15 protein-coding genes are annotated in these 15379 nt (G+C 42.5%); 3 read left to right on the top strand and 12 right to left on the bottom strand.

Annotated elements, in window-relative coordinates; translation table 11 throughout:
• Nucleotides 1-2 precede the first annotated feature (2 nt).
• Entirely contained in the window at nt 3-500 is a 498-nt protein-coding gene (locus tag BM739_RS10215; protein ID WP_076540285.1) for an OmpA family protein, read from the bottom strand.
• Between the two features lie 615 nt (nt 501-1115).
• Here BM739_RS10215 and BM739_RS10210 point away from each other — a divergent pair.
• Nucleotides 1116-2621 carry a peptide MFS transporter gene (locus BM739_RS10210; protein ID WP_076540283.1) on the top strand — a complete coding sequence of 502 codons (1506 nt, stop codon included), beginning with the start codon at nt 1116-1118 and terminating at the stop codon, nt 2619-2621.
• Nucleotides 2622-2735: 114 nt separating this feature from the next.
• Here BM739_RS10210 and BM739_RS10205 read toward each other — a convergent pair whose 3' ends face one another.
• Both BM739_RS10205 and BM739_RS10200 read right to left on the bottom strand, forming a co-directional pair.
• Nucleotides 2736-3881 (bottom strand): response regulator, encoded by a 1146-nt coding sequence (locus BM739_RS10205; RefSeq protein WP_076540281.1) that lies wholly within the window; start codon nt 3879-3881, stop codon nt 2736-2738.
• A gap of 51 nt (nt 3882-3932) precedes the next feature.
• Complete coding sequence (locus BM739_RS10200; RefSeq protein WP_076540279.1) at nt 3933-4703, bottom strand: VacJ family lipoprotein; 771 nt, start codon at nt 4701-4703, stop codon at nt 3933-3935.
• A gap of 494 nt (nt 4704-5197) precedes the next feature.
• Here BM739_RS10200 and BM739_RS10195 point away from each other — a divergent pair, with 494 nt between their 5' ends.
• Nucleotides 5198-6988, top strand: coding sequence for a hypothetical protein (locus BM739_RS10195; RefSeq protein WP_076540277.1), 1791 nt, complete (start codon nt 5198-5200; stop codon nt 6986-6988).
• Between the two features lie 35 nt (nt 6989-7023).
• On the top strand, nt 7024-7323 hold the full coding sequence (locus tag BM739_RS10190) for an EscU/YscU/HrcU family type III secretion system export apparatus switch protein (RefSeq protein WP_076540275.1): 300 nt from the start codon (nt 7024-7026) through the stop codon (nt 7321-7323).
• 37 nt (nt 7324-7360) lie between these two features.
• On the opposite strand, the gene BM739_RS10185 is transcribed toward BM739_RS10190, so the two are convergent.
• From BM739_RS10185 to cheY, 9 genes are all read right to left on the bottom strand, one after another.
• Nucleotides 7361-7759 carry a DUF2802 domain-containing protein gene (locus BM739_RS10185; RefSeq protein ID WP_076540273.1) on the bottom strand — a complete coding sequence of 133 codons (399 nt, stop codon included), beginning with the start codon at nt 7757-7759 and terminating at the stop codon, nt 7361-7363.
• 89 nt (nt 7760-7848) lie between these two features.
• Nucleotides 7849-8343 (bottom strand): chemotaxis protein CheW, encoded by a 495-nt coding sequence (locus tag BM739_RS10180; protein WP_076540271.1) that lies wholly within the window; start codon nt 8341-8343, stop codon nt 7849-7851.
• An 8-nt stretch (nt 8344-8351) separates the two neighbouring features.
• Entirely contained in the window at nt 8352-9437 is a 1086-nt protein-coding gene (locus tag BM739_RS10175; protein ID WP_076540269.1) for a chemotaxis protein CheW, read from the bottom strand.
• Nucleotides 9421-10212 (bottom strand): ParA family protein, encoded by a 792-nt coding sequence (locus BM739_RS10170; RefSeq protein WP_076540267.1) that lies wholly within the window; start codon nt 10210-10212, stop codon nt 9421-9423. The genes BM739_RS10175 and BM739_RS10170 overlap by 17 nt, the downstream gene beginning before the upstream one ends.
• 73 nt (nt 10213-10285) lie before the next feature.
• The gene (locus tag BM739_RS10165; protein WP_083698125.1) at nt 10286-10711 is read right to left on the bottom strand and encodes a hypothetical protein; all 426 of its coding nucleotides are present in this window, start codon (nt 10709-10711) and stop codon (nt 10286-10288) included.
• Nucleotides 10704-11861: a chemotaxis response regulator protein-glutamate methylesterase gene (locus BM739_RS10160; protein WP_076540265.1), complete on the bottom strand. Its 1158-nt coding sequence runs from the start codon at nt 11859-11861 to the stop codon at nt 10704-10706. Before BM739_RS10160 ends, BM739_RS10165 begins: the two co-directional genes overlap by 8 nt.
• A 23-nt stretch (nt 11862-11884) precedes the next feature.
• Entirely contained in the window at nt 11885-14194 is a 2310-nt protein-coding gene (locus BM739_RS10155; RefSeq protein ID WP_076540263.1) for a chemotaxis protein CheA, read from the bottom strand.
• A gap of 16 nt (nt 14195-14210) precedes the next feature.
• A complete protein-coding gene (locus BM739_RS10150; protein ID WP_076540260.1) occupies nt 14211-14948 on the bottom strand; it encodes a protein phosphatase CheZ in 738 nt (245 codons plus the stop codon).
• Between the two features lie 14 nt (nt 14949-14962).
• Nucleotides 14963-15346 (bottom strand): chemotaxis response regulator CheY, encoded by a 384-nt coding sequence (gene cheY / locus BM739_RS10145; protein ID WP_076540257.1) that lies wholly within the window; start codon nt 15344-15346, stop codon nt 14963-14965.
• Nucleotides 15347-15379: the final 33 nt, after the last annotated feature.

Here is a 15379-nt window from a genome sequence, read left to right as displayed (position 1 = left end):
AATTATTTAAACTTGAATTCAACGCGTCTATTTTTTTGCCTACCTAGCGCGGTACTATTTTTTGATACCGGAGCTAAGCTCCCCATACCAATGACTTCTATGACACCCACATCAATAGCAAACTGTGTTACCAAAATATCTTTAACTGATTGGGCTCTTTTTACTGACAAACTGGCGTTTAATTGCTCACTACCAATGTTGTCGGTGTGACCTAGTAAAGAAATACTGACAAGCTTATTGGCCTTAATGATCTGCTGCGCCCGCTCAATACTGGGTAATTGCGACCTTAACACCCGAGACTGGCCAAAATTAAAATATATCGGGCTGACGTTCACTAAGCCCAAGTTTTGCTGGCAGCCGTTGGCAAGTACTGCTGTGTTAATCTGTGTATTGGGACAAGCATCTTTTTTATCAGGTACGCCATCAAGGTCACTATCAACCCAAGCAAGCACTGAACAGCTAAAAACTAAGCTGCATAAACAAACAAGTTGTCGATACAAGATCCTGCCTCCGCCATTAAAGTCAGTTAAATACACTCAATGGTCAGACACTTAATATGCAATAAAACTAAAATTTCGTTTTTTCTACACTAAAATCCAATGAGTTACATTTTATATACTTGTTAAGAATTTGCAAAACGTTTACACAATTAAAACAAGTATAGATTCTATTTGTCAGCCCGCTAACCGATCTCATCCTAAATAGGTGTCAGCAATTCTGTTATCCGTTGTTATGGTGGCTTTAATCGCATTTGCCAGCTAAAAGCTTGCCAACTAACACCAAAAAACCAACAAAGGTATCTTTGTAAGCGGTTAAAAACTGATTCAACGTCTACATTTACAAGCGCAGATCGCCCATTGCCATTGACTTTTAAGGCTTATAAGATGTATATAAGGGTAGCTTTTTAAGGTTTTAACCCTTAAAACTTTAAAATGACAACATTTACTATAATAAATAAACAACAAAGTGGTTAAATTTATAGCAACTAAATTGAAACGCGACAGAATGTTATTCTGAAAATATCAATACGTTGAACATAATCACAATTGCAAACAACAATTTCTGTGGCGACAGTGGTCCCGCAGGCAAATCACAAGCTTAAGGTGGAAGACTTAATGAGCAATGCAAAACCACAGGGGACCATGCTTGGTCATCCCAAGGGGCTTTTCCTGCTGTTTACAACAGAACTATGGGAAAGATTCAGTTACTACGCTATGCGTGCCATTTTGGTGCTCTATCTGGTCGACAAAGTTGAGTCTAATGGTGGTAGTGGTCTTGGTTGGACTCAAGCAGACGCACTTTCTCTTTATGGAACATTTACCGGTTTAGTGTACTTAACCCCGCTTTTTGGCGGATGGTTAGCGGATAATATTTTAGGCCAACGTAAAGCGATTTATATTGGCGGCTTCTTAATGGCAGCAGGTCAATTTACCTTAGCAGCGCCACATAGCTGGATGCCTGGTCTAGAAACAACCATGTTTTACATTGGCCTAGGCACCTTGATTATTGGTAATGGTCTATTTAAGCCAAACATCTCAACTATGGTTGGTGACTTATATGAAGAAGGCGATCATCGTCGTGACGGTGCATTTACTATCTTCTATATGGGTATTAACGTTGGTGCGGCATTATCAGGTTTCATTGTGGCATGGGCATACACCCAATTTGGCCATAGCATTGTTATTGATGGCAAAGAAGTATTTGTTAACAACTGGCAAGCAGGTTTCTTCTGTGCGGGTATTGGTATGGTGGCGTCATTAATCATTCAATTTATATTTGCGCAAAAGCTACTTGGCGATATCGGTACGGTTCCAGCCGCTAAACTTGAAAAGCAAAAAAATGAAGCGAAAGGTGAAATACGTAAAGAGCCTTTAACTAAAGTTGAACGTGATCGCATTAAAGTGATCATGGTAATGGGTTTATTCACGGTTATTTTCTGGGCAGGCTTCGAGCAAGCAGGCGGATTAATGAACTTATTCACTAACAACTTTACCGATCGTATGATTGGTGGTTGGGAAGTTCCAACCACTTATTTCCAATCACTTAATGCTATCTTCATCGTTGTTTTTGCCCCTGTGATTGCGTCTATTTGGATCCGCTTAGGTAAAAACGAACCTAACTCGCCTGTTAAGTTTGCCTTAGGTTTGGTGCTATTGGGTATTGGTTTCCTATTTATGATCGGTGCAGTACTTGAAATGGGTGGCGACGCGTCAGCTAAATCAAGCATGTGGTGGTTAGTCGGTGCATACTTCTTCCACACCATGGGTGAATTATGTTTATCACCAATTGGCTTATCAATGGTCACTAAATTGGCTCCACTGCGTATCGCATCATTAATGATGGGTGCTTGGTTCCTATTTATCGCAGCGGCTAACAAAATTGGTGGCCTAGTAGGTTCATTAATTGGTCACGGCGGTGATGTGGAAGACCAACTTGCCAATGCAATGTCTATTTTTGCTGGTATTGCGATCACAGCAGGTATCTCAGCGGTTATCTTATACTTCATGGCTGACAAGCTAGTTGATTGGATGCACGGTGCAGAAGGTCACAACGAAACTGAAGAGCAAGCGTTAACTGAAGAAATTGCAGTGACGGCTGATCATGAAGCAATAAAGCATTAATACTTAGCTTTAAAGCATCATAAATTAACAAACCTCGCTATATGCGAGGTTTTTTATTGCCGCCTTATTTATTCAATACTGAGTTTATGACGTGGGCTGCTGGCGTTTAATCGATTACAGCTTAAGAGCTAACTCCATAAAGCCACCAGCGGCTAGCGTTTCATCATAAAACAAGCCATTAAATTGGTTATTCAGTAATCGAGCTCGATGATTTGCATCACCGCTGACAATACAAATCTTTTCCTCTGGCAGTAAACTTCTGAACTGCATACTAGGCTTATTCCACTCATCTGAGCCTAATTGTCGTGAAGGTGAAATTGCCAGTGGTGCTAAGCCGTTATTATTGCGTAAATAGCAACGTAGTCCACTACCCGCTTGGCCAATCGCGACTCTGAAATGTTCAAGCTCAACACACACATATACCATATCCACATACAGGTGCAGGCCTGAAGTCACCATACGCTCATTCAAATAGCTCAGCATATTGTAAGGCTCGATTAAGGTATTACTGACGCCATTACGGTATTGTTTTAATTTTTGGTTAACAAAGCTTCGCATTAATACACAGCCAAATGCGGCGCGATTATCTTCAGGATAAAAATGCGCCATGTACATCATTAAATGCTTATCTCCCACCATAGTGGAATCGATAAAATAAGCACTGACATCACTGTTTTTACACAAGCTATAGTGAACATCGGCATTAGGATAACCAATATTTGAGGCAGGAAATAATTGCTGCTGTACACTCTTAGCCGCTTCTGCACTGCTTTCCAGTAGGCTAAAGTTATCTGCTAACTCTTGATATGATAAATCTTCGCTCATCCTAGCGGCTGAGTTGATAACAGCATGACTGTCATTAAAATCAAGCTTATCGGACTGAGCCTGCGACGCTATGGCTTGTTCAATGGCTTGCTGGATGATAAAAAGATCAGAAACGGGTTTGACTAAGTAATCGCAGGCACCATAACGCAAGGCTTCCACGACATCAGCCATCACATTATTACCTGATATGACAATTGAAGGAACTGAAGGGTTTAACTCGATTATCTGTTTAAGCATACCAAGGCCCCCTAAACGTGGCATGCTTAAATCTGCGATGACGATATCAACAGGCTGTGCTTGAAAGGCTTTAACGCCCTCTTCACCATTTGCTGCTTCAAAAACAACAGCCCCCTGTTGCATTAAAAAATCAGCTAGTAACTGCCTAAAAACTGCATCATCTTCAACTAATAACACAGCGACATTGGTTAATGCCATAAGACTACCCCGATAGCACTGCTGTCGAAGAAGCCTCATCGTTCAGCAATATCACTCAAGCTCTAATAAATATTCTTCTAGTAATTCATCATCATCTTGTTTGACTGGCACGTTGCCATCATAAACTTTGTAATCCATATATTGAAAATAGGCTTCTTTCACAAATGTGTATGGATCAAGTGCATTATCTAATAGACGTTCTTGATCGATGGCTGATGCTCGTGAGTCGAGGTTTTTCAAGCCCCACTTAAGGACTGACTGCCATAACAAGAACTCTGACAAAGGAAAGTATAGACTATCAACCCAATCTGCGGCGAGTTCCCTTGTCACATAAGGACCAAAAAAAGGTGCCATAAAATAAGGGCCGTTTGGCACGCCGTAATAACCTAACACTTCATTAAAGGCATCTTGTTTGCGGGTCATGCCCATCATGTCTGCCACATCAATTACCCCGAAAAGTCCTAAGGTGGTATTAACGGTAAATCGACCGCCAGCATTGGCTGCCCAGCCCCACTTCCCTTGTAATGCGTTATTCACTAACGAACTTGGTTCTTCAAAATTACGCACAAAATTATTAACCCCAGACTTTACTGGTGTTGGCAAATAATCATTATATCCATGGGCTATGGGGCGGAAAAAATGGCGATCAAGATAATGGTAATTAAAATCCCACATGGCACGGTTAAATCCCTCGATGGGATCACGAGGATCATCATAGATGACTTCGACATCAGGCTTGCTCGCCTGCTGAATAGGTTCGGCTTTTAATGAAAAGGCACTGCAAGCCATTAATAAAGAAAGCAACAACAATTTAAACTTCATACATCTCTCTTTCGGGGAAATTCAATACTGAAATACTCTGAGTTAAGGTTAATCTGTTGGTCTATTTCAGCCGTGCTAGATTACAAACTCAACGTGTATTCTCTTACCAGTAAAGCTTATAGATTAACTCTAGCAAAGATTTACATTGAACATTAAAGCTAAGGACTATCAAGTCGATACAGTCTGTATAACCTAGTCTGTGTAACGCTATTTAAGTTAGCCAAATAAACTGTTGAGATATTATTTACAGTATTAATTGCGCGAATTTATCACACTTGATAGGTAAAAATACTACAACTACAACATCTATAGCCAACAATTACGGCTAAGGATACTCAAGGAGTGTAGGAGATCAACGCTTAAATTGTAATAGAACATATTTAAAGGTGATAGTTAGGTAATGCTTTGGTAGATAGTTAGGTAATAATTTCGTAGATGGTTAGATAACGGTTACGTAAACAGCAATAAACAACTTAAGTGGCGATAGAAAAAATATGACACAAGGCTCGATCACAGCAAGACTGGCGACAACAGAAGCCTCAAAAACACGCCACAAATTACCCAGCACCACCATAGCTAAACCAGCAAGCTTAGTGCCTGTTACGCTGTCATCTTCAATACTGTCACCTTCAATACTGTCATCAGCTACAAACCAAGCGTCTACAGCCAGCTCATCATCTGTACCCCAGTTATCTCACGATACTAAAAGCCATGTCGCGGTTACCTTTACCATCGCGAATAAAACATTTCAATTTTCAGCCAGTCATCAAATACAGCAAATCCTGCATTCTGGTGGGCAGTTAATGTTAAGCAATGACACGCTCAAGCAATTAACTAAGCTCACTGGTAGCGCATCTCATAAACAAGCCACACCGAGCAGTCTCACCAATAAGCAGTTAGTGCTAGTCGCAGCTGCGATACAAACTAAGCTGCCCATTGAGCTGCTAACACTGGCAAAAAGCAATAATATTTCACCACAGCAATTAATGGCCTTGGCCGCCAGAGCGCAAGGTTACCCGCTACCTGTGGTTGAAATAAAACATAATCACATGCGCTTTGAATCCGGAGTTGAGATTACGGTGTCAGCATCAGCAAAATTGCCTCAAGGCCAACACCTCGCTCATATCAGCCTAGTGGCTGGGAAACCGCTGTTAACATTAACCCCAATATTGCATGTTACGACTGCTGATTTGTTTGCGATTGATACCAATAACCAAAACAACAATAAAAGCACCAATAACAATCAGTTACAGGCTAACTCTGAACATGTTGTGGTAAGAAAAGATGAACCGGCCCAATTACTGCGTCAGCTATTAAATAAGCTTGAGCAAATACCTTTAACAGCCAGTGTTGAAACCGCAGTGACCAATGTAAAACCACCTCAGCAACAGGCAAACTCGCATCAACACTCTGCAAGCGCAACTGTGGCTCAAGTAAACACCAAAAGCCCCGTTGAAGTACTCAAACAAAATTTACATAAAGCTGGCGCAATGCCTCTCAAAAACACTTACAGCAATAATGCCACTAATAGCCTTGCCAGTGCTTTATTAGCATTACTGCCGAGCTTAAATCCGCGGCCATTAAGCCAACTTGCAGATCAAAGCTTATTAAAACAAGAGCTACTGAGCTTAACCAACTTAAACCTGACCAATACGCAGCAGCTACCTAATACAGCATTAACAGCTGGGGCAATTAGCGCACTATTTCAGTTGCTTATTGGCTTTAAACGCCAAGGCGCTCACACCCAACTGAGCCCGTCATTGCAACACTATCTTGATAAACTGCAGCAAAAAGTACTCAACATTACTGAGCAAAGCCAATTGCTTTTAAGTGCCTTAGATAAAGCCCGCGGCGTGGAGTCCTTAGGCAAATTAGCCACTAGCTTTAGCGGATACCAACAAGCTAGCAGCGACGCTAATCAGCATCTTACTTGGTATATAGCACTGCCTTACTCCATTGGCCCACGAAAAGAGCAATTAGAGGGTAAGTTTGAACGGGGCGCTTCTAACGATAAGAGCGCGACAACAAGTTGGCGGTTGCAATTAAAATTTAATCTGACTCAGGGGGCTTTATTGATTAATGCTCATAAGATAGGAGATTTTCTTGATATTAAATTTACCGGTGAAAATCAAAGCCTGTTAGATAAAGTCAGTGATTTTCAAGCGCTATTGAGCATAAAAATAAACCAGGCTGGCTTTGTGGCGCGAGAGTTCACCACGGTAATTGATAATGTGCCCGCAACCTTATTACCTGGCGATCATTATCTGGTAAAAACCAATGCTTAAGAAGCACTTTAAGACGTGAAATTAGGAGCGAAATAATGACGGATATTAAGAAAGCAGTCGCGTTAAGCTTCGATGGCAATAGCGCGCCAACGGTCACCGCCACAGGTAAAGATTTAGTCGCTGAAGAGATCATAGCACTAGCAAAAGATGCTGGCGTCTATATCCATCAAGATGAGAATTTAAGCGGATTTTTACAGTTATTGGCCCTCGGAGAACAAGTGCCCCAAGAGCTCTACACCTTAATCGCCGAGCTCATTGCATTTGTGTATATGTTAGATGGTAAGTTCCCAGAGCAATGGGATAACTTACATCAAAAAATCATTGAGCAAGCTTAGCGCTTACGCAAAATCTGTTACATCTTCAAACGGCGGGTTATTTTTTATGTAAACGGATAATTAATTCCGCTTCAGCTTTAGGTAATTCACATTCATTAATTAGCTCATCCACTCCTGCACCTAACCCCACCATTTTTAATGCTCTAGAGTATAATTTAGATTGTGGATCTTGCTGACTTGCCTCTTCTAGGCGCTGTGATTGTTTAGTTAATTTTTGCTCTAACTCTAAAACACGCTTACCAACACCGATAGTTCCGCTGCGTAATTCCTGCAGCTCTCGTTTAACGGTTTCTCGCTGGCGATCATTTTCTTTTACCAACACAGTTACTGCATCTACTTTGCTTTGCAGTTTGCTGGCTCTTTTTGAAAAAAACATCGCTATTGCGGCACAAGTGACAACATAAATAACAATAGTGATAAGCAATTCTTGCGACATTAATATTCTCTGATAAGACTGATTTTTGTCATTAAAACACAAAAGCCAGCAAATAATAATGCTGGCTTTAGTTGAAACGTAAAAAACGCTTATAACTGAGTTATTTCTGCCCACTCATCGTCAGATAGTAACTTATCAAGGTCGACTAAAATCAATAACTCATTATCTCGGTTACTGACACCCTGAATGAATTTAGCACTTTCTTCAGTGCCGACATTCGGGGCATTATCGATTTCAGAGCGGCGCAGGTAAACCACTTCGGCAACGCTATCGACCAAAATACCAATCACTTGCTTTTCAGCTTCAATGATCACTATACGCGATGAGTCATCAACTTCTGCAGCATCAAGGCCAAAGCGTGAACGGGTATCAATCACAGTGACGACATTGCCACGTAAATTAATGATACCAAGCACATACATAGGCGCACCGGGAACGGGGGCAATTTCGGTATAACGCAATACTTCTTGAACTTGCATGACGTTGATACCATAAGTTTCATTATCTAACTTAAAAGTAACCCACTGTAAAACTACATCTTCTTTACCTGCAGCAACCGCTGCTACATTTCTTGAATCTGTCATAAATAACCTCAGACAATCGAATCTTGACAACCTAATCCTGCATCTAGCATTTCAATGAGCGCCTGCACATTTAAAATGCCACACATTTGTTCTTTTACTACGCCGGCAAGCCATGGACGCTTACCCGCTTTTTCACGCCAATTGACATGAGATTTATTAATTTTTACCGCGTTAACTAAGGATTCACATGCCAGTCCCCAGTCGCTGTTTTCAAGCATAACGATATATTGATAATCAATAGATTGCGCCATTTCTGCGGTGTACTTTTCTGGCATCACCCAGCGGCAACTATCTACAACATTCACCTTTTGATCTCGACGGGTTTGTACCCCTAAAAACCATTTTGGGCGCCCTATCAGGTGATTAATATGTTCAATTTTTACGATACCGCCCAAACTTACCAATGGCACCGCAAGGGTTAACCCAGCCACATTGAAAAATAACACCTGAAATTCATCATCTAAAACATCTTGTAAATCTGTGGTGATACTTGGCGGAATCGATGCTAATTCAGCTTTAGCGGCCGAGTTACTGGCGTCAATAACCGCTGGCTCAACATAAGCTCGCTGATGATTATCTATATCGGCTGAAATTTGAGAATCTTTATTATCCACTACAGATAATTTCGCGGTCTGCGCTGCAGGTTGAGCGATTGCCAGCGCTGCCTGTTGCGCCGTACCTTTAAGTGCTTGCTTTACCTCAGGTAGAGATTCAACAGATTGTTCTGAAGTTGGTACTGGTGCTGGTGCAGAGACTACCGCCAATAATTTAGATAAGGCATTTTTATCCACCTGCGGCTCAGCAAATGACGAACTTAAAGATTCACTTTGCGGCGCGACTGTTTGCAAGCGAGGACTTGGGGCCGTCAACTTACTTGTGACATGTAAATATTCATCTTCACTATTGTGCTGGGAGCCGACATTAGTAGCTGCTACCTCTGCACTGCCAGCAGAGTCTGTGTGTTGAGCCGCTTGTAGAGTGCTGATTGAAGTCAGTTTATCGCAGCTTGTAGCCGCATCTACAGCCTTACCAGAAGGCTCTTGTAATAATACTGAGAAGAAATCAAAAACAGTTTCATCAACCGATTTTGACATGAGTTAACTCCCTCGACATTAAAAAATCCAGTAAGCGATTGTAGGCTTTCATCCCACGGCTGCTGGGCATATGATGCGATAGTGGCACATGGGCTAAACTGGCATCTCTAAATTTAGTATCAACTGGAATAACATCAGGCCATAAAGTCTCAGGGTAGCTGAGCTGCAAAGATTGTAGCGCTACAGGTGATGCTTTGGTGCGGCGATCATACATGGTTGGTAAAATGGTAAAGCTGTAATCTGTTTTCTTTGAACGCCCCATTAGCGCCATGGTTTTTACCATTCGCTCTAAGCCTTTTATGGCCAAAAACTCAGTTTGAACTGGAATGATGATATGTTCACTTGCCGCCAGAGCATTAACCATCAACACCCCTAAAATAGGCGGACAATCAATGATAGCAATATCATATTTTTCATCTAACAAGGCTAACAGGTTACGTAAAACCAGCCCCATCCCTTCTTGATGTCCCAAAGCTCTATCTAATGTGGCTAGCGCCATTGAGGCTGGGATCAAATCTAACCCATCAATTGAAGTCGGCACAATGTGCTTTTCTACATCCGCTAACGATAACGGCTTATGAGCCAGAAAAATATCGTAAAGTGAACTGGGAATTTGCTCAGAATCAATCCCTAAATAATAGCCTAGCGATGCATGAGGGTCGGTATCAATCATCAATACCCTTTGACCACGCTTAATTAACGCGCCGGCAAGGCTGGCAACCGTGGTTGTTTTACCTACGCCGCCTTTTTGATTTGCGATAGTCCAAACTTTCAAATGACGCCTCATAGCTTTATTGTTGTTATTATTCAATTGATTAGTAACTGACTACACTCGATTACAATCTGCTCTAAAGTGAGTCTGATTCACGAGTGGTTATCCTGATCCCACCATGGGGTAAGGGGATCACTTTTACCCCTTGCTCATTTTCAACCGTTTGTATATTGGGCGGTTCCTGTGGCTGGGAGTGCTGGTTATTTTTAGCTGTCGTTCCAGGCCCTAAGCTTAATGTCACCGCTTCACCATTTGCCGCCTTTTGCACTAATGCTTGGGTGGATTCAGGATGTGTGCGAAGCCAAGCTGCAATGTCCGCCGCTTGCTCATCTGGCACCATTAACAACACTTGAGATGCTTTGAGCTGCGCAATTTGTTGAGACAATTCACGGTTAGTTTTTGCGCCATCAAAATATAACCCTGCCAGCGTAATAACCGCGATGATCAATAAAAACACCACTAACATTTGTTGGGTGTTCATTGCCTTGTTGCTCTTAGCCACGGGCCGTCTCTTTGATAATGGACTGTGCCATACTGTCGATAGCAATTGAATGAGTTGATAAACCTGCTGCGGTAACCGCTTGCGGCATACCATACACCACACAACTGGCTTCATCTTGGGCCCAAATCGTTGCACCAGCGGCTTTTAGCATTCTAGCGCCTTCTCTACCATCTGCGCCCATACCGGTAAGTACAACCGCTAATACATCGCCGCCAAACACTTTTGAGGCTGATGCAAAGGTAATATCCACACTGGGTTTGTAGTTCATCTCAGCATTGCCGGCGATAACTTTTAAACGCCCAAATGTCGCGTGTCGCTCCACCATCAATTGCATGCCACCCGGGGCTAAATAAGCCCAGCCTGGTTGCAGTACATCCCCATTTTGCGCTTCTTTTACCGTAATCTGACATAAGCTATTTAAGCGACTGGCAAAAGCTGGCGTAAAGGCTGACGGCATGTGCTGTATGAGCAAAATTGGATGAGGGTAATTAGCAGGAAATGCCGTTAACACTTTTTGCAGTGCAACAGGCCCCCCCGTTGAAGTGCCAATCAACAAGGCTTTATATTTTTTACCGCTAGCTCTAATGGCGCTGGCAGAACTGACGTTTTGGGCGCTACTGGCCGCTGAATTATTCGCTTGCGAGCGATTATTTAAGGCCGTTTTCGATGCTAATGTGGTTCTCAAGCCTGCAGGGTTTGCGGCATCTGCTGCACTTCGAGCCGTAACCGCTCTTGGCAATGGCTTATATAATCGTCTTCTGCCTAAGGTTTTAACCCTTAGCTGTAATAGTTTAATGGCCTCTTCTTTTTTAGAGGCAATATCTTCAAAGCGTTTCGGTAAAAAATCCAATGCGCCAGCATCAAGCGCATCAAGTGTCGCTTTAGCGCCATCATGGGTTAAAGACGAAAACATCAGTATCGGTGTTGGGTTAGTTGCCATTATTTTACGCACAGCAGTAATGCCGTCCATCACTGGCATCTCGATATCCATGGTGATCACTTGTGGCTTTAATTTTTCAGCCATGTCAATGGCTTCTTGGCCATTGACTGCTACACCCACCACTTCGAGATCGTCATCTTGATTCACTATTTCGCTGACTCGACGTCTAAAGAAACTTGAATCATCAACAACTAAAACTTTGGTAGCCATTTCATTCCTTATCAATTGGAATTTTATCTTTTACTTTTGGCGTAATATTTTAATAAACCCGGTACATCAAGGATCAATGCAATACCACCATCGGAGGTAATTGTTGCCCCAGCCATACCCGGAGTGCCTTGTAACATACTGCCTAAAGGCTTAATTACCACTTCTTCTTGACCAATTAATGCATCAACCACAAAGCCAATTTGCATGGTACCAAGTTGCACAATCACCACATGGCCTTGCTTTTTATCGCCATGAATAAGCGTGGTCTTGTTGCGATGTAACCATTGCTCTAAATAAAACAGTGGCACGGCTTTATCACGCACTATGACAGTGAGCTGACCATCGACAACATTCGTTTTAGTTAAATCGAGGTGGAAAATTTCATTCACACTTGAAAGCGGTAAGGCAAACACCTGCTTAGCAACATCCACCATTAATGTGGGCATAATCGCCAGCGTCAATGGCACTTTAATTTCTAAAATGGTGCCTTGGCCTTTTACCGAATCGATATGCACTGTGCCGTTTAATTGGCTGATACGGGTTTTCACCACGTCCATTCCAACGCCGCGGCCTGAAATATCTGAAATTTCAACTTTGGTTGAAAAACCTGGCGCAAAAATTAAGTTATAAGCTTCATTATCAGTCATTCTTGCGGCTGAGTCTTCGTCTAGAACCCCGCGGCTAATGGCGATTTCTTTTAGCTTATCAGCATCCATCCCAGCGCCATCATCTTCAATTTTAAGAAGAATATGGTCGCCTTCTTGGCTTGCTGAAAGCGTAATTGTACCGGTTCTTGGTTTACCATTCGCTTCGCGAGTAATAGGCATTTCAATGCCATGATCAACCGAGTTACGTACTAAATGGACTAATGGATCCGCCAGTGCTTCAACTAGATTTTTATCAAGATCGGTATCTTCACCGACCATGATTAAATCTATTTCTTTGTTCAGTGTTCGGGCTAAATCGCGAACCACTCTTGGGAAGCGGCCAAATACTTTCTTAATTGGCTGCATGCGGGTCTTCATTACTGCGCCTTGAAGGTCGGCAGTAACCAGATCTAAATTGGCCAGTGCTTTCGACATTTCTTCATCATCGCGAGAAATACCTAAACTCACTAAGCGGTTTCGTACCAGCACCAGCTCACCAACCATATTCATAATTTGGTCAAGGCGCGAAGTATCTACCCTTACGGTGGTTTCACCCTGTGGCATGGCGCCTTGGGTTTTAGCAGGCTCTGCTTTTTTTACCGGCGCGGCAGCTTTAGCGACTGGCACTGGTTTTGCCTCTGCCGCACTTGCCTCTACCGAACTTGCATCTGCCGCACTTGGCTGTGCTGGCGCAGCTGTGTTTGAGACAGCTTTTGATGGTGCAACATCTGCGGGCATTGAAGCGGGCACTGAAACCGGAGTCGCGGGAGTTACTGCAGAAGGCGCTGGGCTAACAGCCTGAGGAGCGGCACCTTTACCATGTAATTCGTCTAATAACTTTTCGAACTCATCGTCAGTAATATCATCGCCATCAACAATTGGCTCTTGTTCTATTACCGCAGGTTTTACCGCTGCAATTGGAGTGCTTGCGGCTTTAAAACTGCCAGCGCCATGTAATTCATCCAGTAAGGCTTCAAACTCATCATCACTGATTTCATCACTGGCAACAGCTGTGTCACCATTGGCACCTGAAGCACTCGAGGTATCATCAATAAGGTCTTTTGTTGGCTTAGAGGTAGGACTGTTTCCTGCGCCATGAAGTGCATCTAGCAAGGCTTCAAATTCACTCTCGTCGATATCATCAATTGAGCCCACTGATGTTTCTAAGTCTGCAGCAATCGGCTCAACTTCAGCTAACGTCTGGGTAATTAACGTCTGTTCAGCTAAAGTATCTTCTATTAATGTCTCTGCAATTAACGAGTCTTCTGCCGTGCTGGCAAGCTCTGAGGCTAATGGCGCACCAGAACTTAACAGCTTTAAGCGAGCTAATAAGTCGGCGTCGGCATCATCTTGTGGCTGTCCTTGCTGGGTCTGTGCAAACATCGAGTTAATCGCATCAACAGCTTGCAAAATGATGTCCATCAATTCGGCATTAACTTGACGCTTACCCGTTCGCAGTAAATCAAAGGTATTTTCAGCTTCGTGGCACACATCGACCATAGGGCCTAAGCTCAAAAAGCCTGCGCCACCTTTTACAGTATGAAAACCTCTAAAAATCGCATTCAGTAAATCAGCATCATCAGGATTATTTTCAAGAGCGACGAGTTGCTCTTGTAGAAGCTCTAAAATTTCACCAGCTTCAATCAAAAAGTCCTGGAGTATCTCTTCATCAACATCAAAAGACATTAAATTTGACTCCTAATTAGAAACCCAGACTTGATAGCAGATCATCCACTTCATCTTGGCCAGTCACCACGTCTTCGCGGGTGTCAGCATTTAAGATAGGGCCTTCTGCTTCAATTTTATTATCATCAATGACTCGATTCGAGTCGGCTGCATTGTCGCCAAAGATTGTCAGCATAGACACTAAACTGCTTTCAACTTCGATGACTAAATCAATAACTCGGCGGATCATTTGGCCAGTCAAATCTTGAAAATCTTGCGCCATCAATATTTGATTGAGCAGTTCTCTTAGTCGATTTGAATCATGTTCGCTATGGGACATGATATGTTGAACGTCATGACACAAGGACTTAAATTCCACTAAGGAAATGTCCCTACGCATCAATTTGTCCCACATTGGCGTGACCGATTGAATGTTATTTATTATTGTATCGGCCAAAGGTAAACATTCTTCAACTGCATCCATGGTTTTATTTGCAGCTTGCTCTGTCATATCAATGACAAAGTTGAGTCTTTCTTTTGCATCTGGAATTTCGGTGTTGGCAAGTTCAACCAGACGGGTATCTAATTGAAAGTCATTTAGTGAACTGTGTAACTGACGGGTCAGCTTGCCAACTTCATCAAACAGTTCACGTTGTATTGGCACTGACAGGTCACGAATGACCTCATCAGCTTGCTCTTGTTGTCCATCTTCAAGCAATTTAACAAGTTGCTGGGCTTGCTCAAGATCTATGAGCCCTGATATTGCTGCCTGCATAACTTATCCTTTGCTTAGGCTAAACGTTCAAAGATTTTATCGAGTTTTTCTTTTAACGTTGCTGCGGTAAAAGGTTTAACCACGTAGCCATTAACGCCAGCTTGCGCTGCGGCAATAATTTGTTCACGTTTTGCTTCTGCTGTTACCATTAATACTGGCAAGTGTTTTAATGAATCGTCAGCTCTAATGGCTTTTAATAAATCAATTCCTTGCATACCTGGCATATTCCAATCGGTTACAACAAAGTCAAAATCGCTTTTTTGTAACATTGGTAGTGCGGTATTGCCATCATCTGCTTCTTGAGTATTATTAAATCCCAAGTCTCGCAACAAGTTCTTTATGATACGTCTCATTGTTGAAAAATCATCAACAATCAGTATCTTCATATTCTTGTCCAAGGTTTCCTCCGGTGAGCTTAATTCGTTGCTCTT

Source organism: Shewanella sp. UCD-KL21, assembly GCF_001957135.1.
In the GTDB taxonomy this organism is placed as follows: Bacteria; Pseudomonadota; Gammaproteobacteria; order Enterobacterales; family Shewanellaceae; genus Shewanella.
Note: the sequence above shows the minus strand (reverse complement) of the source record. Positions and strands in the feature narration are given on the sequence as shown.

Excerpts from the sequence above, each read along its gene's own strand:
- BM739_RS10210 (WP_076540283.1), top strand. The coding sequence starts at position 1,116 with ATGAGCAATGCAAAACCACAGGGGACCATGCTTGGTCATCCCAAGGGG.
- BM739_RS10205 (WP_076540281.1), bottom strand. The coding sequence starts at position 3,881 with ATGGCATTAACCAATGTCGCTGTGTTATTAGTTGAAGATGATGCAGTT.
- BM739_RS10200 (WP_076540279.1), bottom strand. The coding sequence starts at position 4,703 with ATGAAGTTTAAATTGTTGTTGCTTTCTTTATTAATGGCTTGCAGTGCC.
- BM739_RS10195 (WP_076540277.1), top strand. The coding sequence starts at position 5,198 with ATGACACAAGGCTCGATCACAGCAAGACTGGCGACAACAGAAGCCTCA.
- BM739_RS10190 (WP_076540275.1), top strand. The coding sequence starts at position 7,024 with ATGACGGATATTAAGAAAGCAGTCGCGTTAAGCTTCGATGGCAATAGC.
- BM739_RS10185 (WP_076540273.1), bottom strand. The coding sequence starts at position 7,759 with ATGTCGCAAGAATTGCTTATCACTATTGTTATTTATGTTGTCACTTGT.
- BM739_RS10180 (WP_076540271.1), bottom strand. The coding sequence starts at position 8,343 with ATGACAGATTCAAGAAATGTAGCAGCGGTTGCTGCAGGTAAAGAAGAT.
- BM739_RS10175 (WP_076540269.1), bottom strand. The coding sequence starts at position 9,437 with ATGTCAAAATCGGTTGATGAAACTGTTTTTGATTTCTTCTCAGTATTA.
- BM739_RS10160 (WP_076540265.1), bottom strand. The coding sequence starts at position 11,861 with ATGGCTACCAAAGTTTTAGTTGTTGATGATTCAAGTTTCTTTAGACGT.
- BM739_RS10155 (WP_076540263.1), bottom strand. The coding sequence starts at position 14,194 with ATGTCTTTTGATGTTGATGAAGAGATACTCCAGGACTTTTTGATTGAA.
- BM739_RS10150 (WP_076540260.1), bottom strand. The coding sequence starts at position 14,948 with ATGCAGGCAGCAATATCAGGGCTCATAGATCTTGAGCAAGCCCAGCAA.